The 23,198-nt window shown below is 65.9% G+C and carries 8 protein-coding genes; 3 read left to right on the plus strand and 5 right to left on the minus strand.

The genetic code is table 11. The features are described 5' to 3' along the window. The first annotated feature begins 73 nt into the window (after positions 1–73). Genes AB431_RS22515 through AB431_RS22525 form a run of 3 tightly spaced genes read left to right on the plus strand, consistent with a single transcriptional unit; the run spans position 74 to position 6,333 of the window. The gene (locus tag AB431_RS22515; protein ID WP_144418345.1) at positions 74–505 is read left to right on the plus strand and encodes an MmpS family transport accessory protein; all 432 of its coding nucleotides are present in this window, start codon (positions 74–76) and stop codon (positions 503–505) included. Then, a complete protein-coding gene (locus tag AB431_RS22520; RefSeq protein ID WP_047331800.1) occupies positions 502–3,384 on the plus strand; it encodes an RND family transporter in 2,883 nt (960 codons plus the stop codon). The genes AB431_RS22515 and AB431_RS22520 overlap by 4 nt, the downstream gene beginning before the upstream one ends. Further along, complete coding sequence (locus AB431_RS22525; RefSeq protein WP_082135774.1) at positions 3,385–6,333, plus strand: RND family transporter; 2,949 nt, start codon at positions 3,385–3,387, stop codon at positions 6,331–6,333. Between the two features lie 8 nt (positions 6,334–6,341). On the opposite strand, the gene AB431_RS22530 is transcribed toward AB431_RS22525, so the two are convergent. From AB431_RS22530 to AB431_RS22550, 5 genes are read right to left on the minus strand one after another with little or no spacing between them, the layout of a single operon-like run. After that, a complete protein-coding gene (locus tag AB431_RS22530) occupies positions 6,342–7,781 on the minus strand; it encodes a bifunctional dTDP-4-dehydrorhamnose 3,5-epimerase family protein/NAD(P)-dependent oxidoreductase (protein WP_047331801.1) in 1,440 nt (479 codons plus the stop codon). Positions 7,782–7,797: 16 nt separating this feature from the next. Then, entirely contained in the window at positions 7,798–8,796 is a 999-nt protein-coding gene (gene rfbB, locus AB431_RS22535; RefSeq protein ID WP_047331802.1) for a dTDP-glucose 4,6-dehydratase, read from the minus strand. After that, entirely contained in the window at positions 8,796–9,665 is an 870-nt protein-coding gene (gene rfbA / locus AB431_RS22540; protein WP_047331803.1) for a glucose-1-phosphate thymidylyltransferase RfbA, read from the minus strand. The genes rfbB and rfbA overlap by 1 nt, the downstream gene beginning before the upstream one ends. After that, on the minus strand, positions 9,662–16,132 hold the full coding sequence (locus tag AB431_RS22545) for a type I polyketide synthase (RefSeq protein WP_047331804.1): 6,471 nt from the start codon (positions 16,130–16,132) through the stop codon (positions 9,662–9,664). Before AB431_RS22545 ends, rfbA begins: the two co-directional genes overlap by 4 nt. Further along, positions 16,129–23,193: a type I polyketide synthase gene (locus AB431_RS22550; protein WP_144418346.1), complete on the minus strand. Its 7,065-nt coding sequence runs from the start codon at positions 23,191–23,193 to the stop codon at positions 16,129–16,131. Before AB431_RS22550 ends, AB431_RS22545 begins: the two co-directional genes overlap by 4 nt. Positions 23,194–23,198: the final 5 nt, after the last annotated feature.

Raw genomic sequence — 23,198 nt, forward strand, 5'->3', positions numbered from 1 at the left:
CCCAGAGGACCCGTCGCCGCCACCACCGCAGGTAGAAAGCTCCGCTCGCAAGGGTCGTCGAAACCAGGGGCTCATGCTGAAGTCGTTGAGCCGGTTGTGGATTCCGCTGGTGGTCATCGCCGTGCTCGCCGCCGGCGGTCTGACCGTGTCCCGCCTGCACAACATCTTTGGAAATGAGAAGTCCCTGACTTACGGCGACACCAAGAACGAGAAGAGCAAGCCGTACAACCCCAAGCACATGAAGTACGAAGTCTTCGGCCCGCCGGGAACGGCAGCTCAGATCAGTTACTTCAACGAGGACGGTGACCCGCAGAATCAGAACGTGACCCTGCCGTGGTCGTTGGAGTTCCCGATCTCCTCGGCCGCGGGCATCGGCAGCATCGCTGCGCAGGGTGACAGTCCGACCATCGGTTGCCGTATCACGGTGGATGGCGTCGTCAAGTCGGAGAACACCACGACGCACGAAGTCAGCTCGTTCGTCTCCTGTCTGTTGAAGGCCGCATGAGCACGCATCAACTGCAGGCCGAACGCGGCCGGGTACCGCAGCTGATCCGCCGATTCTCGGTGCTGGTGATCCTGGGATGGCTGGCAGTCATCGTCGGACTGACCCTGGGCGTTCCCACCCTGGAGCAGGTCGAGGCCGAGCACGCTGTCTCGCAGAACCCCACCGATGCACCGTCGTTCCAGGCGACTCAACGGATGTCCAAGGCCTTCGAAGAATCCGTTTCCGGTACCGCGGCGGCGATGATCGTCCTCGAAGGTCAGCAACCCCTCGGCGACGACGCGCACGAGTACTACGACCGCCTGATCCGGCAGTTGCGCAGCGACACCAAGCATGTGCAGCACATCCAGAATTTCTGGGGCGACCCGCTCACCAGCGCGGCCGCCGAAAGCGACGACGGCAAGGCCGCATATGTGCAGCTGGGGCTGACCGGCAAACCCGGCGAGGCCTTGGCCAATGAATCGGTCCAGGCCGTCCAGCACATCGTCGCACAAACCCCTGCCCCGCCGGGGATCAAGACCTATGTGACCGGTCCCGCCGCGCTGGCCGCCGATATGAGCGTCAGCGGCAACAGCACGGTCACCACGATCACGTTGGTGAGCATCGCGGTGATCCTGGTGACGCTGCTCCTGGTCTACCGATCCCCGCTGACCGTGATCTTGCTGTTGCTGGTGGTCGGCATACAGCTGCAGGCGGCGCGCGGTTTCGTCGCGCTACTCGGACACCACGAAGTAATCGGCCTGACGACCTTCGCGGTGAATCTGCTGGTGGCGTTGGTGATCGCGGCCGGAACCGACTATGGCATCTTCTTCATCGGGCGTTATCACGAGGCGCGTCTGGCCGGCGAGGACCGGGAGACGGCGTTCTACACGACGTACCGCGGGGTGGCCCATGTTGTCCTCGCCACCGGCCTGACGGTCGCCGGCGCGACGCTGTGCCTCAGTTTCACGCGACTGCCCGCCTTCCAGGCTCTCGGCGTTCCGTGCGCGGTGGGCATCCTCGTCGCGGTCGCGGTGGCGCTCACACTCGTCCCGGCGGTCATCGCGGCGGGGAGTCGTTTCGGGCTGTTCGACCCCAAGCGCAAAGCCGCGGCCCGCGGCTGGCGGCGTATCGGGACGGCCATCGTCCGCTGGCCAGCGCCGATCCTGATCGCGTCGCTGGCGGTGACGATGATCGGCCTGCTGACGCTGCCGGGCTTCAAGCCCGACTACAACGACCAGCACTTCCTGCCCAGGAATATTCCCGCCACCCAGGGAATCGAGGCTGCTTCACGGCATTTCGGGCCTGCGGCGATGATGTCGCCCGAAGTGTTGATGGTGGAGACCGATCACGACCTGCGGAACTCGGCCGATTTCCTGGTGCTGAACAAATTGGCCAAGGCCGTACTGGCGGTGCCGGGGATCGAGAAGGTTCAGGCTGTGACAAGGCCTGAGGGAACTCCCATCGCGCACACCACGATTCCCTACCTGATGAGCACGCAGCAGGCCGGTCAGCAGCAGTTCATGTTCTTCCAGAAGCAGCGCATGGCAGATCTGCTCACCCAAGCCGACCAACTGCAGCAGTCCATCGACATCATGACCCACATGTACGGCCTGATGCAGCAGATGCAGACCACGATGCACAGCATGGTCAACAGCACTCACGAGATGGCCGACATCACCGACGAATTGCGCAATCACATCGCTGATTTCGAGGATTTCTTCCGGCCGCTGCGCAACTACTTCTACTGGGAACCGCACTGCTTCGACATCCCGATCTGCTGGTCGATCCGAAGCATCTTCGACGTCCTCGACGGCGTCGACGGGCTGACGGAGAAACTGCACCAACTGGTCGGAAACCTCGACCAGATGGACGTGCTCATGCCGCAGCTCATCGCCCAGTTCCCGGAGATGATCTCGATCATGACGGGCATGCGCACGATGCTGCTCACCATGCACAGCACCATGTCGGGCGTCTTCGGCCAGATGGACGACAACGGCGCCAACTCGACGGCGATGGGCAAGGCGTTCGATGCCGCCCAGAACGACGACTCGTTTTATGTCCCGCCGGAGGTCTTCAAGAACGCGGACTTCCAGCGGGTTATGAAGATCTTCATCTCGCCGGACGGCAAGGCCGTCCGCATGTTGATCTCTCAGAAGGGTGACCCAACATCACCCGACGGCATTGCCCGGGTCGATGCGATCAAGAGCGCCGCCGAGGAGGCATTGAAGGGGACCCCGCTCGAGGGATCTCAGATCTCACTGTCCGGCACGGCCGCCCTGGTCAAGGATCTGGTCACCGGCACGAAATACGACTTGCTGATCGCGGTGGTGGCCGCCCTCTGCCTCATCTTCGTCGTCATGTTGATGGTGACGCGAAGTCTGATCGCCGCCATGGTCATCGTCGGCACCGTATTGCTCTCTCTGGGCGCATCTTTCGGCTTGGCGGTGTTCGTGTGGCAGTACTTGCTCGGCATCGAGTTGCACTGGTCGGTATTCGTAATGACCGTGATCATCCTGTTGGCGGTCGGATCTGATTACAACCTGTTGCTGGTCGCCAGGATGAAGGAAGAAATCGGCGCCGGTATCAATACCGGGATCATCCGGGCAATGGCGGGAACCGGCAAAGTGGTGACGACCGCCGGCCTGGTGTTCGCCTTCACAATGGCGTCGATGATGGTCAGCGACTTGATCAGCATCGGCCAGCTGGGTACGACGATCGCGCTGGGCCTGCTGTTCGACACGCTGATCGTCCGAGCGTTCATGACACCGTCGATCGCCGCACTGCTGGGCCGCTGGTTCTGGTGGCCCCAGCAGGTTCGGCCGAGGCCGGCCAGCTCGATGCTGCGGCCCACCGGGCCGCGCCCGCTGGTACGCGCCCTGTTGCAGAACCAAGAGCGGTAAGTGGCGGACACCCAACTCGCGGCCCATCCGGCCGAACCGACCTCCCCGATCCGTCGGCCGTTGGTGGCGCGGGCCATTCGCGTGCTCGCGCCAGTCATCATCCTGGCGTGGGTGGCGCTGACGATCCTGGTCACCTTCTTCGTGCCCTGGCTGGAGACCGTCAGCCGACACCACTCGGTGCCGATGGCGCCCCAGGACGCCCCCGCCGTGATCGCCATGCAACGGATGGGCACCAACTTCGAGGAGTCCGACTCCGACAGCTTCGCGATGCTGGTGATGGAAGGGCAGCAGCCGTTCGGGGACGAAGCCCACACGTACTACGACGGGCTGGTCCGTGCGCTGCGGAGCGACACGAAACACGTTGAGCACGTTCAGGATCTGTGGGGCGATCGACTCACCGCGGCGGGCGCGATTAGCAAGGACGGCAAGGCCGTCTACGTGCAGATGAATCTGGCCGGCAACACCGGTACCACGCTTGGCCAGGACTCGATCGCCGCGGTGCGCGGCATCGTCGACCGGTCCGCACCGCCGCCCGGCATCAAGGTGTACGTCACAGGTCCGGCGGCACTGGTGTCCGATATGCAACAGGCCGGCGATCACTCGATGCTGAAAATGACGCTGATCGGCGGCGTCATCATCTTCATAGTCTTGATGTTCGTCTACCGCTCGCTCATCACCGTCATCGCCTTATTGCTCACCGTCGGCCTCGAAGTCCTCGTCGCCCGCGGGATCGTCGCATTGCTCGCCGACACCAACATCATCGGCCTGTCGACGTTCGCCACCAGTCTGCTGGTCGGTTTGGCGATGGCGGCCGGAACGGACTACGGGATCTTCTTCTTCGGTCGTTACCAGGAGACCCGGCAGGCCGGTGATGACCCCGAAACCGCCTACTACACCACCTATCACAGCGTCGCGCCGGTGGTCCTGGGCAGCGGGTTGACGATCGCCGGGGCCATGCTGTGCCTGAGTTTCACCCGGATACCGATTTTCCAGAGCATGGGCATCCCGTGTGCGGTCGGCCTGCTCGTCGCCGTTGCCGTCGCCGTCACACTCGTTCCGGCCGTGCTGGCTCTCGGCGGACGCTTCACCCTGTTCGACCCCAAGCACCTGCTGAAGAACCGCCGCTGGCGGCGGATCGGTACGGCGGTCGTCCGCTGGCCGGTGCCCATTCTTCTTGCGACACTGACGATCTCGTTGGTCGGGCTGCTGGCGCTGCCCGGCTATCAGACCAGCTACAACGACCGGCTCTACATCCCGAAGGAGCTTCCGGCGAACCTCGGCAATGCGGCCGCAGACCGCCATTTCTCACAGGCTCGGATGATGCCCGACATCCTGATGCTCGAGTCGGACCACGATCTGCGTAATCCGGCGGATTTCCTGATCCTGCACAAACTCGCGAAGGCGATCTTCAAGGTGCCGGGAATCTCTCGCGTACAGGGCATCACGCGCCCCGAGGGCACTCCGATCGAGCACACGTCGATCCCGTTCCTACTGAACATGCAGAACGCAGGCATGCAGAGCAGCCTGAAGTTCATGCAGGCCCGGATGGACGACATGCTGGAACAGGTCAAGCTGATCGACCGGCAGATCGCGATCATGAAGCGCATGTACGAGTTGCAGAAGCAGCTCAATGACATCACCCACGACTCGTTCGTCACGACGAAGGAGATGTCGCAGGTCGTGACCCTGCTCATGGGGAGCGCGGCGGACTTCGACGACTTCTTCCGGCCGATTCGCAACTACCTGTACTGGGAACCGCACTGCTACGACATCCCGATCTGCTGGGCGATCCGGTCCGTCTTCGATGCGATCGACGGCATCACGGCACTCAACGACAAGATGAAGGAAATGCTGGTGCACATGGCGGATCTGGACAAGATCCTGCCGCAGCTCCTCGAGCAGATCCCGCAGATGATCGCGATCATGGAATCCATGCGCGGCATGATGCTGAAGATGCACAGCACCATGTCGGGGACGTTCAGCGTGCTCGACGACTCGAACTCCAATACCACCGCCATGGGACAGGCATTCGACGCCGCGCAGGACGACGATTCGTTCTATTTGCCGCCGGAAGTCTTCGAGAATGAAGACTTCAAGCACGCGATGAGTGCCTACATATCGCCCGACGGCAAGTCGGCGCGGTTCATCATCTCCCATAAGGACGACCCGGCCTCCCCCGCCGGAATCGCAAGCATTCCCAAGATCCGATCCGCAGCCGAGGAAGCCCTCAAGACCACGCCGTTGCAGGGCTCCAAGATCTATATCGCCGGCACGGCAGCAACATTCAAGGACTTCAGTGACGGGTCCAAGTACGACCTCTGGATCGCGGCGGTCGGCGCACTCTGTCTCATTTTCATCATCATGCTTCTCATCACCCGAAGCCTGATCGCCGCCCTGGTGATCGTGGGCACGGTGGCGCTGTCGCTGGGCGCATCCTTCGGCCTCTCGGTGCTGCTGTGGCAATACATCCTCGGCATCAAACTGCACTGGATGGTGCTGCCGATGTCGGTGATCGTGTTGCTGGCGGTCGGTTCCGACTACAACCTGCTGCTGGTGTCCCGGATCAAAGAGGAATTGGCCGCCGGTATCAACACCGGCATCATCCGGGCTATGGGCGGTACCGGCAAGGTCGTGACCAACGCCGGCCTGGTGTTCGCATTCACGATGGCCGCGATGGTGTCCAGCGATCTGCAGATCATCGGTCAGGTCGGCACCACCGTCGGCATGGGCCTGTTGTTCGACACCCTGGTGGTGCGCTCGTTCATGACACCGACGATCGCGGTGCTGCTCGGGCGATGGTTCTGGTGGCCGCAACGGGTTCGTCCCCGCCCGGCCAGCACCATGCTCCGGTCAACGGGCACGCGTGCGTCGGTGCGCGCCCACATGCTGCCGCGTGAAGACCGCGACGACGACCCGATCACCGCCGAAATCCCAAAGACGTCAGTCTGATTCGGTAATCACTGACCGGTCCCGGACGTGGCCCGGGTCTCCATCCGCACATAGTTCTCGAGCGACTCGCCGGCGTCGGCGGGCGTAAATCCGGTGGCCGCGATCTTCGCTAGGTCCAGGACCCCGTTGGCCGGCCGCGGCGACACCGGGCTGGTGGCGGAGCTGAAGTACTCCGCCGTGGAAACCCCGGTCACCCGCGACGGGTCATGACCCGCCAACTCGAAGACCCGCCGCGCCACCTCCGCCCATGAGGTGACCGGCCCAGATCCGGTCACGTTGTACGTCCCGTACGGCGCACGGCTCTCGAGCAGGTGCCGGATCGCCCGAGCCAGTTCCGAGGTGAACGTCAAACGCCCGATCTGGTCGTCGACCACCGACGGGTCGACACCGCGTTCGGCCAGAGAAAGCATGGTGCGCACGAAGTTTCGGCCTTCGCCGATAACCCAGGAGGTCCGCACGATGTAGTGACGAGGCACGGTAGAGATGATCTGATCGCCGGCCGCCTTGGTCTGCCCATACACCCCAAGAGGGCACAGAAGATCGTCCTCGCGGTAGGGCCGCGTCGAGGTGCCGTCGAAGACGTAGTCCGTCGACACGTGCACCACGGTCAGTCGGTGCGCGGCGGCGACGCGCGCGAGATTCGCGACGCCGATGACGTTTGCCGCCCAGGCAGCGACCCGCCCGTCGGGAGTCTCGGCGGCATCGACCGCCGTATACGCCGCGGCATTGATGATCGTGGAATACTCGCGCCAGGCACGCGTCGATGCGAAATCGTCAGAGCTGAGGTCGAATTCGGGGAGATCGACGTACTCGAGGTGCGAAACACCCTCGAAGGCCGCTTGCAATGCCCGGCCCAATTGCCCGCCGCAGCCGATCACCAGGATCTTGCGCGGCTGGATCGGCACAACCGAGGACAGCGGGCCCTGGGCCAGATCCTTGGCCGACAGCTCGGCCTGATCCAACGGAATCGGCCAGTCGATCGCGACGGTCGCATCCCCCGGATGCAGCGACGTGTAGACACCGTCCGGCGAGTAGTGGTCGTTGACCAGGTAGGTGTAGGCGGTGTTCGGCTCCAGCGTCTGGAAGCCGTTGCCGACCCCCTGCGGCACGAAGACGGCACGCGACGGATCGACCTCTGCGGTGACGACCGTCCCGAACGTCGGGCCGTCGCGCAGATCGACCCATGCGCAGAAAATCCGTCCGGTCGCCACCGAGATGTACTTGTCCCACGGCTCGGCGTGGATGCCGCGGGTCGTGCCCGCCGAGGAGTTGAACGACACGTTGTTCTGTACCGGCCCGAAGTCCGGCATCCCCGCGGCCACCATCTTCTCGCGCTGCCAGTTCTCCTTGAACCAGCCGCGATTGTCGCCGTGAACAGGCAAATCCCAGACGACCAGCCCCGGAATCGCCGTTTCTACCGCACGGAGTGACTTTCCGAGCTCCGTCATTGCTTGCGCTCTCCCGTCATTGCCCGAGCCGGGCGTAGAACGCTTCAGTGGCATCTTTGGCGGGGGCCCACCAGTTTTCGTTGTCGCGATACCACTCGATCGTCGCAGCCAGCCCGTGCTCGAAGTCAGGATATCGCGGCCGCCATCCGAGCTCGTCACGCAGCTTGGTCGCGTCGATGGCGTAGCGCAGGTCGTGACCGGTCCGATCCGGCACGTTCTCGTAAGCATCGGCGGGCTGACCCATGATCGTCAGGATGAGTTCGACGACGGTCTTGTTGTCCTTCTCGCCGTTGGCGCCGATCAGATACGTCTCGCCGATGCGGCCCTTCTCCAGGATCTCCAGCACCGCCGACGAATGGTCGTCGGCGTGAATCCAGTCACGGACATTGAGTCCCTCGCCGTAGAGCTTGGGGCGGGCGCCGCGCAGGACGTTGGTGATCTGGCGCGGTATGAACTTCTCGACGTGCTGGTACGGGCCGTAGTTGTTGGAGCAGTTCGAGATCGTTGCCTGCACGCCGTACGAGCGCATCCAAGCTCGGACCAACAGGTCACTGCCGGCCTTGGTCGACGAATACGGTGACGACGGGTTGTACGGGCTGGCTTCGGTGAACCGGCCCGGATCGTCCAATGCCAGGTCGCCGTACACCTCGTCGGTCGAGATGTGGTGGTAGCGCACGCTGTATTTGCGGACCGCTTCCAGCAGCGTGAACGTGCCGATGAGGTTGGTGTGCAAGAACGGTTCCGGGTCGTCGAGCGAATTGTCGTTGTGGGTTTCCGCGGCATAGTGCACGACCTTGTCGGCATTGGCCACGAGCTTGTCGACCAGCTCGGCGTTGGCGACATCACCGTGAACGAAGCTCACCCGGTCCTCGGGCAGCCCGGCCAACGACTCGCGATTGCCGGCATAGGTCAGCTTGTCCAGCACGGTGATGTGATGGTCGGTATGCCCAACCGCGTAGTGCACGAAGTTCGACCCGATGAACCCAGCGCCTCCAGTGACCAAAAGCTGCGCCACTACAGACCCCGTTCCAACAGATCCAACAAGTACGAGCCGTAGCCCGACTTCACCAGCTTCTCGGCGCGCTCGCGCAGCTCGTCATCGGTGAGAAAACCTTGCCGCCAGGCGATTTCCTCGGGAACACCGATCTTCAGGCCGGTCCGCCGCTCCATCGTCCGCACGAAATCGGCGGCGTCGGTCATCTGGTCGAACGTTCCGGTGTCCAGCCATGCCGTCCCGCGTGGCAGCACCTGCACCCGCAACCGCTCCTGTTCGAGGTACGCCCGGTTGACGTCGGTGATCTCGTACTCACCCCGATCACTCGGCGAGAGATCTCGGGCGATCTGCACGACGTCATTGTCGTAGAAGTACAGTCCCGGCACCGCGAAGTTGCTCCGGGGCTGCTTCGGTTTCTCCTCGAGCGACACCACCACACCGCTGGAGTCGAATTCCACAACACCGTAGGCCGACGGCTCGGCCACCCAGTACGCGAAGATCTGGCCCCCGTCGACATCGTCGAAGCTCTTGAGCTGGGTGCCCAATCCCGGCCCGTAGAGCAGATTGTCGCCCAAGATCATGGCGACCTTGTCGTTGCCGATGAAGTCGGCGCCGATGGTGAAGGCCTGGGCCAGCCCGTCCGGTGTTGGCTGCTGCGCGAAGGTGATCGAGACACCGAACCGAGATCCGTCGCCGAGCAATCGCTGGAAGCTCTCCGCGTCGTGCGGCGTCGTGATCACCAGGATGTCGCGGATTCCGGCCAGCATCAGCGTGGACAGCGGGTAGTACGCCATCGGTTTGTCGTATACGGGGATCAACTGCTTGGACACCCCGAGGGTGATCGGGTGCAGGCGGGTGCCCGAGCCTCCCGCCAGGATGATCCCTTTCATCGCGCCGTGGTGATGACTCGGACGCCCATCTCACGCGTCTCGTAGATGCACAGCTCGTCGACCCAGAACCGGCCGTTGAACACCGCAAGAACGCCCCGCTCGTCACTGCGCGTCGACACGATCTCGATTTCGGATCGGGTCCGCTTGTTGGTCGGCGTCACCTGACCGCGGAACTTCCAGCTGAACATCTGATCCAATGCGACCGGTTCGAACTCGAATTCGTCACCGGCTCCGGCCAATCCGGACAACCGGACTGCCGCGCGGGCCGCCTGCTGCATGGCCTCAAGACCCAGCGAACCCGGCTGCACCGGATCCTGGAAGAAATGAGCCTTGAAGAACCACGCCTCCGGGGTGACGTCGTACTCGGCAACCAGCCGGCCCAGACCGGCCTCGCCGCCGCCGGGCCAGAATTTCACCCGGTCGAGCACCTGAAGTCGGCCCTGGTCCAGCCATGGGGCGCCGTCGAGCTCGGCGGCCCGGTACGACAGTTCGACCGGGGCCGGTTCGGACAGTGCTTCCAGCGCACCGGGTTCGGTCCGAAGTCCAACCTGGTTCTTCAGCGCCTCGGGACTGAAGAACCCGAACGCCGTCTTTATCGTCATCACGACTTCGTTGTCTTGGGTGCAGACGACCTCGAAGAACACAATCGTCGAGCCGGCACCGTCGGCGAACCGCTCCAGCGTGGACGTCACCCGCAGTGTGCCGACCCGGGCCGGCCGATGCTGGATGACCTCGCCGCCGTCGAGGTTGCGGAACACCACGTCGTCGGGACGATTGGCGGCGAATCCGTTGTACGACGACAACCATCCGCACGGCTGCAGCAGGATTTCGATGAGGACCGGCATCGGAACCGCATCGACGTGCGCGTCGGCGAAATACCACTCACCCTCTGGCACATCGTATTCCGCGACGACGGTGCCACCCTTGGTCGGCACTCCCGGCGGACTGGACACGCTGAGCACACGAGACATGAAGTGGTACGGCTCGTCCGGCAGGCGCGGTGCCCGCCGCGTGCCGTCGAACGGCGCGTACAGGGCGCCGAAGGCATCCGACGGCATCCCACGACCGCAGGCCAGAAGCGCACCCTGGTCGCCGCGAACGTCGTTGGTACCGGCCAGGATCTGCACGGGCCCGGGTGCACCCGGCGGCATCGGCCAGTCCGGGACCAGACGCATCCCGAAGCGCCGGGCGTGGAACACCTTGAAACCGTCACTGCGGCAGAGCAGTGCGGCGAAGACAGTCGGCGTGGGCCCGTCGATGATCTCTTCGATGAAGACCTCGTAGTCGAGCATGTGGTCGGCGTCCGGCGTCACTTGCCCGCGGCAGACGAAGCGGGCCATATCGTCGGGCACCGGCTCGAACCGCCACCCGTCCTTCTCGATGGTGAAACCGTAGGCCGCCATCGCGAACGACAGCGCCTGGGTGGCCGCATCGGCCATCAGCGTGCCGGGCATGCAGGGGTCGTTCTTGAAATGCCCGTCGTAGAACCACATGTCCTTGGGCACCGCGGCGGTGGCACGAAGATATCCGCGGCCCCACGGCCCGCCGTTCGGATCGAATTCGGCGATCTCGTCGATCAGTCGCAGTTTGCCTTTCGGCAGCGACGGCGTCCGAGTGTGGGCGGCGGCCCGTTCGAAACCGGGCCCGAAGCACCGGTAGGCGTGGCCCTCGGTGAAGGCCTCGACGTCGTCGGCGGTGAAGGAGCGCTTCTGCGTGACGACGACCGGCTCGTCTCGGATCGCACCCTCGCGCGGCACGTCGTCGGCGGCGTCCCACAGCACACCGTCGGACTCGGCGAGCTCGGCGTCGGAGAAGAAACCCGCCTGCCCGTTGCGGACCGAGATCATCAGCCGGTCGCCGATGTAACAGTCGTAGTGAAAGAAGAACAACCGGGTATCACCGGTTTTCGCGTGACCGTCGATGTGGATCTCGTAGTGGAGCGTGTCACCGCCCTTGGGTAGTTCGCCCATGAACGTCAGGTCGCATCCGAGCAGGCGGTAGACGCGTTCGCTGCGGTTGGTGAAATCCGCACCCAGCCACGATGCGAGCAGCAGGTCCGCCTGACCGCTCTCGATCACCACACCCGGCGACATCCGGCCGTTGTGGATGTACCAGGCGTCGGGGTCGACGTCGGTCTCGGTGACGATCAGACCCGTCCCCATCGTGCCGGGCTCGCCCTCGATGCTCATCACCCGGTCGGCCAACAGCAGTGGCGGCTCCGGCATCCGCACCAGCCGCTCGTACTGGTCGTACTCGGCGAACTTCGGTCCCATGACCTCCGAGACCTTGCCGCCGGCAAGGATTTCCAGCTGCGCGCGCGTCCACAGCGGTTCTTTGACCGCCGCCGGGCGCTTGCTCGGGGCGGCGGCGCGCGGCGGGGTGCTAGGCGTGGGCGGGGGCGCCGCCGTCACCGGCGGCGGCGGCGAGGCCGGGGGTGCCGGCGGCGGAGGCGGAGGTGCGCTCGGCGTCGGCAGCACCGGCGCGGGTGCGGACACCACTACCGCCGGCGCGCTCGTCGCCACGGTCGGTACCGATCCCCGCCGTCCCGACACCAGGGCGAGAAGATCCCCGCGCGACTTCAGGAACGACGTGTGGGCCTGCGCCTGCCGGTCCAGGAAGGCGGCATGCGCATCGCTGACCGAAGCGACGAGGTTCAGCGCCGCCGCTGTCTGGTCGCTGACGGCCGTGGCCGCTGCCGATGCGGCCGGCCGGGCCACCACAGTGCTTGTCTCCGTGACGGATTGCACGACGGCATCCTGGGCTACGACCAGCGGTGTCAGCTGCGTCGGCGCGGGTGGCATGACTTGAACACTTCCGTAGTCGGGCATACGCGTACTTCCGTTCGTGGACGCCGCCGGCGTCGAAACAGTCTGGGGTGCTTCCGGAGCCGAGACCGGCGCTTCCGGCGCCGAGACGATATCGGGCCAGTGTGCGGCCAGTGTCAGCGTGCGAGTGTTCGCAGAGGGTGCCGGCTCACGCTGTTCGCGCAGCTGCCGGATCCGCGCCTCGAAGGCGTCGATGTCGACTGGCAGCCCATGCACCCACATCTTGGACACACTCTCGGCCAGGGCCCGCAGCCCGCGTCGCTCCTGAGGATCCAGCGCGACCGCCAGATGCGGTCGGTCGCCGAGGATCTTGTCGACCGCACCGGTCAGGATGCTGCGGGGGCCGTGCTCGACGAAGATCCGAACGCCGTCCTCCCACGCCTGAAGGATGGTCGCCGGGAAGTCGATCGGCTCCAGCGCTTGCCGGGTGATCGCCTCGGCCGCCGCTTCGCGGGTCGGCACATAGGCCCGGTTGACCGCGTTGGTGTAGAAGCGGATATCGGGAACCTCATGCGTTTCCCGGGTGTGGATGTTGCGCCAGGTGTCGGCGAACGGTGCCATCGCTTCGCAGTGGATGACCATGTCCAGCCCCAGCGGGATCGCGGTGGCGCCGGGAACCGCATCGATCACCCGCCGGCACGCCGCGGGATCCCCGCCGATGACGCAATCATCCGGTGCTTGCACGATTGTCATATAGGCGCGCGGCTCGACGGCCAGTGCCGCGTCGACCAGCGACCGGGGTGCGGTGATGCGCCAACACTCCCACGGAGCCGGTTGGTCGCCCAGCCCCCAATCGGCTGCCGCCACCCGGCATTCGCCGGTCAACTCGTCCCCGTACATGCCCGATGCCTCGATCTCATCGAGCATCGGTTCCAGGTCGCTCCAGACCCCGAAAGCCATCAGCGAGTTCGTCTCACCCGACGAAAGACCAATAGCGGCAGATGGTTTGAGACCCAACACGGTCCGCGAGAACTCGGCCTGCGACTGGCAGACCAGAGCGCAACCGGTCAATTGGGTACGCGGGGACAGGGTGGTGATTCCGGCACCATGGAGGGCGCGGGCCAGATCGCCGACGCCGGAGAAACGTTCGGTGAGTGCGTCACCGATCTCGGGCCACGCGAACAACAGATCGCGCCCAGCCCCCGGGTACGCAGCGGCGGCGCCGGTGAACGTGAAGGCCAGTTCACCGGCGATCGGGGCATCGGCGAACGCGATGCCCGGGATGGCAGGCACCTCGCCGCGTTCGAGCCGCTGCACCGCCTGCTGCCGAAGCGTGTCCAGCGTCGCGGAGCCGTCCCCCACCAATGAACATCGCACCGGCCCGGTTCCGCCCGGTTCACCGCGTTGCATCCGACCCAGAAGCTCGGATCGGGTGTCGGCGGCATAGCGTTCCGAAACCGGGACGACGCCAACGGCCAACGGCTTGGGCGCTGCCTCGGCCGCCGACACGGTGATGCCGTCGGCGTGTCCGCCCAGCGCTTCCACCCACACCGCCGCGGTGGTTCCGCCCGGCGCCGGCTGCGCACCGGCGGAGTCCACTCGGACCCGCGAGCGCACTGCCTCGGCACGCGCAGCGATCTCCACGGCGGCGCTGGCCGCATGGGTGCGACCGATTCGGCCGGCTGCGAAGTTCGGGTCCGTCTCGAGCGGTTCGTCGTCACTGTCGATGACGGCGATGATGTCGTCGCCTGCGGCCTGCGCATCGGCGCGCCGCTTGAGCACGAACGCCACCGCCGCGTCACCGTGCCCCACACTCGGGTCCGGATCCAGCGCATCTGCTGCTCGTGAATGTGCTGGCTCACAACACATGTCGACCGCACCGGCAACGACGGCATCGAGTTCGTGGTGACGCAGCGCCCGGATGCCGATCTGCAGCGCGGTGATCGCCGAGAGTTCTTCCGTCGACACGGTGAAACCGAATCCACGGAAGTCGCGCTGCGCGTGGATGCGGTTGGCGGGGATGTTCGGCATTGTTCCGATCACACCGTCGGCCGTCAGTTTGGGGGCGGCCTCCTTGTTGGCCTCCAGCCACCGGTCGTTATCGGTGTTCAGCACCCGCAACCGTTGCCGGGCGATGGTGGCGTCGCAGCCCATGCCGACGAACACCCCGGTGCGCTCCGGGTCGGTGGTGACGTTGCGCAACGCCTGCCCCGCGGCGGCGAGCATCACGGTCTGCTGGCTCAGGCTGCCTGCGAGTTCGTTGGGCGGGAAGCCGAGTCCGGCAAGGTCGAGCGCAACACTGTCAAGCGGACTGGGTTGCGCCTCCGGCCCGAACACCCGGCGCCGGAATTCTTCCGGGTCGCGGGCGTCGCCGGTCACCACACCCATGCCGCAGATGACGATGTCGTCGGTGGGCGGCTGCGGCCGGCCCGCCGAAGGGATTGGCCCCCGGTAGTTCTCGACGATCAGGTGGGCGTTGTTGCCGCCGAATCCGAAATTGCTGACCGCGGCACGTTTGACCGGCCCGTCCCAGGGCGTAGGGGTCGTCACCAACGTGAAGGGCGTGTCGCTGAGCTTGTCAATCGGCTTCTCGCACAACGTCGGCGGAAGAGTGGATGCCTGCATGGCGGACAGCACATTCACCAGGCTCGCCGCGCCGGACACCGTGATGGTGTGGCCCAGATTTCCCTTCAGCGCACCCAATTTCAGCGGAACTTCGCCGTAGGCGGCCGCAATGCTCTGCAGTTCGGTGGCATCCCCGAGCGGGGTGCCGGTGGCGTGACAGTCCACGTAGTCGATATCGCTCGGCGTCAGACCGGCCTGCTCGAGCGCCGATTTCATGGCACGGGTCTGACCGCCCACCGCCGGCGCGAGGAACCCGCTCTGGCGACCGTCGTTGGACAGGCCGACGCCCAGAATGACTCCCAGGATGTGGTCGCCCGCGCGCTCGGCGTCGACGAGGCGTTTCAATGCGACCAGCGCCGCGCCGTGTGCGGGGACCAGACCGTCGGCTTCGGCGTGGAATGGGCGCGACCGCCCCGACGGGCTCAGCGCTTGTAGCGACGTGAAACCCAAATGCAGGAAAAGGTCGTCGGAGCCGTTGACACCACCGGCGAGCATCACATCGGCGTCGCCGTCGTGCAGGGCGTCGCACGCCAGTTTGATGGCATAGAGCGACGATGCACAGGCCGCGTCGAGTGCATAGACCGGGCCGTTCATCTCCATCGCGCCTGCCACCAGGTGCACCGGCAGCCCCGAGGAGAAGCGGTTGCGCGGATCGTCGTTGCCCTCGCCGGTCCAGAAGGCCTCGACGAACGCGGTGCCCATGGTGCTGGGGTAGGACAAGTTGCCGACGATCAGGCCGGTACGCGGCGCCGCGAGCGGCCCGCCCAGTGCCTGCTGCGCGCACTGCGCGAGCCACGGAACGATCGGATCCAGCTGGTCGAAATTGGGTATCCGCGAGGCGAATTGGCTCAGGTCGAACGATGTCTCGACGTAACCCCCGGTCGCCGAAGACACCCGCAGGCCCTGTTTGTCGCTGGTCTGCAGCTTCGCAGGGTCCACCCCGCGCCACTGCTCGCGCGGCGTGGGGGTCAGCAGACAGCGTCCGGCCAGTGATGCGTCGAACAGCTCCTCGGGTGAAGCTGCGCCTGGCAGCACACAACTGCGTCCGACGATCGCGACGGGTTCGAACCCGCTCACGCCGACGTATCCGCGGCGCCGCCCGCAGCGTAGAACTCGACACCTTCCAGCGTTGCGATCAGCGCACCGTCGGAAGTCTCGTAGGCGATGTCGAAGTCGACCCGCTTGTCATTGACCGGATGGGCGGCCAGCCGGCACCGTCCGATACTGCCGTCACCGAATGCGCGGTGCAGAACGACACGCGCGATACGGATCGGCAGCACCAACGGCCGCCCCTGAGAAGCGGCCCAGACGATGCCCAGCTGCAGCCCGCCGTCGACGCCGGCAGCGTCGATTGCCCAGCCGTTCTGCGGCCAGCCGAGACCGTCCAGGCTCCTGAGGTCAGCACTTCCGCCGGCAGCACCGAACGTGTCGAGCTTCTCGATGACCGCGAATTGCGGGCCGTGGAACAGCGGGCCGGCGTACGCCTCGTCGACACTGCACGGCCACGACGACCCCGACACCTGCGGAACCGCCACCTCCGGATCCGCCACAGCAGCGGTGTCCACGGTGGCGCGGTAACGCGCCCGGCCCTCAGCGTCCCGGATCGACACCGTGTACTCCGACCCGGCGGGCTCGAATTCGATTGTCAACGTCTGCTTTTCACCCTCGGCGAGGGTGACACCCGATAGAACCTGGAAGTCGCGGACCACCGGGCAGGTGTCGGCAATCAGGCCGCGAGCCGCACGCAGGATCGCGTCCAGCGCAATCACCACCGGCACCACCACCTTGCCGCGGACCTGATGATCGGTAAGCACCGGCAGGTCATGGGTCGACACGTTCCACTCCAGGCGGGTTGCCCGCAGGCGAGGCTCGGCCGGAGCGGCGACCACGACGGCGGTGGCCGACGAACGGCACAGCGCGTGCTCGGCGAAGAACTGTGCGCCCTCGTCGATCGGAATGACACCCACGCCGCCGGCGAGGAATCGGCTCTTCAAGGTTGCGTCGACCATTCCGCCGTCCCACGGTCCCCAGCCGAATGCGCGGACGACACACTCGCCGTTGCGGCGTGCGGACTCGCGAGCCGCAATGGCCTCGAGGGCAGCATTGGCCGAGGCGTAGGCCGATTGTCCGGGATTGCCGGCCCGTGCTGCGATCGAGGAGAACAGCGAGATGAAGCGCAGCTCATCGGTGGCGGTCGCATCCAGAAGTGCTTCGGCACCAACCACTTTGGTGCTGAACACCTTGACGAATCCGTCATCGTCGAGGTCTTCCAGCCGTTTGTCGGCGAGCACACCGGCGCCGTGGACGACACCGACGATCGGTCCAAAATTCGCCCGGACGTCGTTGAGCACGCTGTCCAAAGCGGCACGGTCGGTGATGCTGGCCGCGAAGTAGCGCGCCGGCGTGCCCTGCCGCTCCGCCGTCGACAGGGTGGCCCGGACTTCCCGCTCGGCCAGCAGGCTTTCCGCCTGCGCGCGTGCTTGCGGCAGACTCAGTTGCTCACCGCGGGCCCGCGCCGACGCCGCCAGTGCGGTGGCGATCTCGGCGGCCGTGGTGCCGGACGGGTCGTCCGCACTCACTGCCCGCAGGGGTGTGCGACCGAGCAGTGCGAGCCGCAGGCCGTGATGCTTGGCCAGTGCCAGAGCCGATTCCGCCGTCACGCCACGGGCACCGCCGGTGACCAGGACAACGCCACCGGGGGTGACGCTGATCGTCTCGCCCTCCCCGACCGAGGATTCGATGTCGTCGACTGCCACCAGCCGGGTGCCGTCGGCGCGTAGGGCGACCTCGATACCGCTACCGCCCTCGAGCAGCTCGGCGGCCAGCCGTTCGGCGTCAAGGCTTTCCATGTCGACGGCACGAACCGAGGCGTTCAACCATTCCCAACCGGCGGTTTTCACCAAGCTCGCGACACCGACCGGTACATCGCCGGCGGCGAACCGTGCCCCGGTCGACTGAACGGTGACGAAGAGCCGGGTCGCGGCGGTGCTCCTTGCGACACTGCGCGCCGCGTGGAATGCACGCAGGTGCATCGCGACGCAGTCTTCGGGTGTGCGAGCCGCCCCCAGCGGGGCCAGGCTGATGACGGCGCCTGCCTCCGCAGGTACCTCGTCGACCACGTGCGCGTTGACGCCGCGAGCCGTCAGCGCGGCCTGGAGGGCATCGGCGAAGGCGGGATCCTCCCGGGTGATGAGCACGACTCCGTCGCGCAGGCCGGCCATCGCAAGGCCAGTGGGCGGTGCGGCGCGAAGCTCGGCTTCGGTGCAGGACAGCCCGACCGGAGCGGACGACGACGCACCAACCTGCGGTGCCGCCGTGGGCTGTTCGGTGCGGCCACCGGAGGCGAATCCGGAGACGGTGTCGACGACGTCTTGCAGGGTGCGCAGGTTCGCCAGCTCGGACGCCGGGATCTCCGGAGCACCCGGGAACTTCGCCTGCAACGCCGCGAGGATCTCGACCTGCTTGATCGAATCGATCCCCAGCTCGGCCTCCATCTCCATGCCCAACCCGAGCATGTCCACCGGATAACCCGTCTTCTCCGAAACAATCGACAGCACAACATCACCGGCATCGAGCGCAGGCGCGGCAGCAACCACCACGGTAGCGACCGGTGCAGGGGCGGCGAACCCAGACACGGTATCCACCACATCTTGCAGAGTGCGCAGGTTCGCCAGCTCCGAGGCCGGGATCTCCGGCGCACCCGGGAACTTCGCCTGCAACGCCGCGAGGATCTCGACCTGCTTGATCGAATCGATCCCCAGCTCGGCCTCCATCTCCATGCCCAACCCGAGCATGTCCACCGGATAACCCGTCTTCTCCGAAACAATCGACAGCACAACATCACCGGCATCGAGCGCAGGCGCGGCAGCAACCACCACGGTAGCGACCGGTGCAGGGGCGGCGAACCCAGACACGGTATCCACCACATCTTGCAGAGTGCGCAGGTTCGCCAGCTCCGAGGCCGGGATCTCCGGCGCACCCGGGAACTTCGCCTGCAACGCCGCGAGGATCTCGACCTGCTTGATCGAATCGATCCCCAGCTCGGCCTCCATCTCCATGCCCAACCCGAGCATGTCCACCGGATAACCCGTCTTCTCCGAAACAATCGACAGCACAACATCACCCGCAGCCGGACCCGCACCCGAAGCAACAGCAGCAACCGCTACCGGAGCAGGCGCTGACCCCGCAAACCCGGCCATGGTATCCACCACATCCTGCAACGTCCGCAACCCGGACAACTCCGACGCCGGGAGCTCCGGAGCACCCGGGAACTTCGCCTGCAACGCCGCCAAAATCTCGACCTGCTTGATCGAATCGATCCCCAGCTCGGCCTCCATCTCCATGCCCAACCCGAGCATGTCCACCGGATAACCCGTCTTCTCCGAAACAATCGACAGCACAACATCACCCGCAGCCGGACCCGCACCCGAAGCAACAGCAGCAACCGCTACCGGAGCAGGCGCTGACCCCGCAAACCCGGCCATGGTATCCACCACATCCTGCAACGTCCGCAACCCGGACAACTCCGACGCAGGAATCTCCGGCACACCCGGGAACTTCGCCTGCAACGCCGCCAAAATCTCGACCTGCTTGATCGAATCGATCCCCAGCTCGGCCTCCATCTCCATGCCCAACCCGAGCATGTCCACCGGATAACCCGTCTTCTCCGAAACAATCGACAGCACAACATCACCGGCAGCCGGACCCGCAGACACAGCCGGCGCAGCCACCGCAACCGGAGCAGCCACCGGCGGCGCCGCCACCGGGGCGACCGGGGCGGCCGGCGGTGTGATCACCGGCGCGGCCGCAACCGCAACCGGCGCGGCCGCAACCGCAACCGGCGCGGGTGCAACCGTGACGGGAGCAGGCGCTGGCGCCAAAACCTGTTGCGGCGCAACGCTCGCCGTCACCATCGGAGTCTGCGCAACGGCCACGGGATCGCCCACGATGTGGGCCATCATTTGGGTCGACATATCCAGGAAGGCCTGGTGGCTGCGCGTCACCACATCCATGTAGCGCTGGTGCTGCTCGGCGGTCTCCTTCTGGATACTGTCGATGACACTCCAGACGTCGCCGGACAGCGGCGCTTCGATGACCTCTGCCTGCACTTCCACCTGCTGCTGAACGGCCGGCGCCTGCTGCTGAATCACTGAGGCCTGGGCCTGCACCACCGGCGCAGGTGCCTGAACCGCAGCCGCGGGCGCGGCAGGTGCGTCCATCCGCTGGACCGCCGGGGCCGGCGCAGCCGCGGGGACACTGGCCGCTGCCGCGGCGACGGCAGGAGCCGCGACCGTGGCACTCACCCGAGTGCGCTTCGGCGTGATCGATACCTTCCCGTCGGCGGGCGGGTACGGCTTACCGAGGTTCGCGCCACCGACCTTGACCGCATGCTTGGGCGCCGGAACGTATTTCAGCGGTTCCTCATAGTGGTCGAACAGGGCACCGAGGTCCAGGGCCACACCGTCGGCAGCCAACGCCGCCAGTCCCCGATGCCAGCCACGCAGACCATCGGCCTTGGGGTCGTCGAGGGCCACCGCGAAGTGCGCCACGTCGCCCAGGATCTTTCCGACCAGCCCGGTCAGGACCCGGCTCGGACCAACCTCGATGAAGCGGGTGACCCCGTCGCGGGCCATCGCCTCGATCATTTCGCGGAACCGCACCACCTGCTGAACCTGGTCGCCGAGTTGCACGGCAACGTCCTCGCTGTAGACCTGCGCGGTGGCGTTCGCGTAGACCGGGAAGTTCGGCTGCCCGATCTTGAGTGTCTTGAGGTAAGCCGTCAGGGGTGCACTGCTGGCCGCGACGATCTCTGAGTGGAACGCCGAAGCCACCGGAAGGCGCACGGCCGTCCAGCCTTTCGCCTTCGCTGCGGTTTGCGCCCATGCGATATCGGTCTCGTACCCGGCCAGCACCACCTGAGTGGGTGCATTGTCATTGGCGATGACCAGCGATCCTGACGCCGGCTGGGTGGCCAGCAGCGCTCGCACATCGTCAGCGGTCGCGGTGACGGCGAGCATCGCGCCGTCCTTGCCCTGGCCCGCCTCGTTCATCAGCGTGCCGCGCATACGGGCCGTCTCGACCAGACTCTCGGTCGGTAGCACGCCGGCGGCCGCCAGCGCGGTGACCTCACCGAAGCTATGGCCTGCCGCCGCAGTCGCACTCACGCCGAGGAGGTCGAGCAGCGCTAGCTGAGCAAGGCTGGTGGCGGCGATGGCCGGTTGCGCGTTGGCCATCGCGGTGAGTTCCTTCTTCTGCGCATCCACCGCGGCGGCGTCGAACGCCGGCTCGGGAAACACCACTGCGGGGAGGTCGGCAAGATCACCCTCGAGCCCGTCCCAGATCGCGAGCGCTTCGGGGAAGGCGAGGGCGAGGTCGCCGCCCATCCCGACGTACTGACTGCCCTGCCCGGGGAACAGGTAGGCCGTCTTGCCTTCGCGTGCCGGCCCGAAGCCGACTGCGATGTTGGCGTCCTTGAGCTCTGACGCGGTGCCACCGGCAAGTGCGGTGCTCAACCGGTCGGCCAGGGCGGCAAGCGATTCAGCGTCCGTCGCCACCAGGCCCGCGCGCGCGTGCTGCGATGCGTCGAACTCTTCGGCGGCTTCGAACGCGATACGGGCCAGGCTTTCCCCGGAGCGTGCGGCCGCCGCGATGTCGGAAGCGCGTTTGCCCAGTTCGGTTTCCGACGGTGCGCTCAGCACCACCAGTTCACTGGGCAGCGTCCGCAGCCGCTTGGCGCGGTGCTCGCCCCGGTACTCCTCCAGCGTCACGTGGAAGTTGCTGCCGCCGAATCCGAAGGAGCTGACCGACGCGCGCCGGGGCTGATCACCCTTACGCACCCAGGGCCGGGTCTGCGAATTGACATAGAACGGCGACTCCTCCAACCCCAGTGCGGGATTGGGCCGATCCACCTTCAGCGTGCCCGGCAGGGTCGAATGCTGCAGCGCAAGAACGGCTTTGATGAGACCCGCGGCGCCTGCCGCGGCCTTGGTGTGACCGATCTGGGACTTCACCGATCCCAGTGCGATCCGCGCCGAGTCGTCGGTGAACACCGACTTCAATCCGGCGAATTCGGCGACGTCGCCGGCCTTGGTGGCCGTGCCGTGGGCTTCGACGAGCTCGACCGTCGAGGGGTCGTAGCCGGCACGCTCGTATGCTCGCCGCAGTGCCTTGGCTTGTCCTTCGGAACGCGGTGCATAGACGCTCGACGCGCGCCCGTCCGATGAGGAGCCCAGGCCGCGGATGACCGCGTGGATCTGGTCTCCGTCACGCTCGGCGTCAGCCAGGCGCTTGAGGGCCACCATGCCGACGCCCTCACCGATGATCGTGCCGTCCGCGCCGTCGGAGAACGGCCGACAGTCACCGGTCGCCGAGAATGCCGGCGTCTTGGAGAAGCACATGTACATCATCACGTCGTTGAGTGCGTCGACGCCGCCCGTCAGCACCACGTCCGACTCGTGCAGGTACAACCGGTGCAGCGCCGACTGCAGCGCGGAAAGCGAACTCGCGCAGGCGGCGTCGGTGACGAAGTTGGCGCCGCCCAGGTTGAGGCGGTTGGCGACACGACCGGCGATGACGTTGCCGAGCAGACCCGGGAACGTGCTTTCCTGCCACGGCACATAGTGATCGGCGATGTCCTGGCAGATCTCATCGGCTTCGCTTTCCGACAAGCCGTTCTCCAGCAGGGCTTTACGCCAGATCGGCCGCTGCATCCGAGAGCCCATCTGCACCACGAGCTCGGTCGTCGAGGCGACCCCGAGCACCACATCCACCCGGTCCAGATCGACCTCGGCGCCGCTGCCCTGCACCACGTCGAGCAGCTGCTTGGCCGCAACCAGAGCGAGGATCTGCCCGGTGTCCGTCGACGGCAGGGCGTTGGGCGGCAGGCCGAATTTCACCGGATCAAAGCTCACCGGGTCGATGAAACCGCCGCGCTTGCAGTAGGTGCGGTCCGGTGTCTTCGGATCGGCGTCGTAGTAGTCCTCGATCAGCCAGTGCGAGGGCGGGACATCGCCGATGGCGTCGCGTCCGGTGGTGATGGTGCGCCAGAAGCCGTCGAGCCCAGACTCACCCGGATAGATCGCCGACATGGCGACCACCGCGATAGGAGTTGCAGTGGGCTGGTGCGTGTTGTCAGTCAAGATAA

This window comes from Mycobacterium sp. EPa45 (assembly GCF_001021385.1).
Taxonomy (GTDB): Bacteria; Actinomycetota; Actinomycetes; order Mycobacteriales; family Mycobacteriaceae; genus Mycobacterium.

Coding starts and splice junctions, on each gene's coding strand:
- AB431_RS22515 (WP_144418345.1), top strand. CDS start 74: ATGCTGAAGTCGTTGAGCCGGTTGTGGATTCCGCTGGTGGTCATCGCC.
- AB431_RS22520 (WP_047331800.1), top strand. CDS start 502: ATGAGCACGCATCAACTGCAGGCCGAACGCGGCCGGGTACCGCAGCTG.
- AB431_RS22530 (WP_047331801.1), bottom strand. CDS start 7,781: ATGACGGAGCTCGGAAAGTCACTCCGTGCGGTAGAAACGGCGATTCCG.
- rfbA (WP_047331803.1), bottom strand. CDS start 9,665: ATGAAAGGGATCATCCTGGCGGGAGGCTCGGGCACCCGCCTGCACCCG.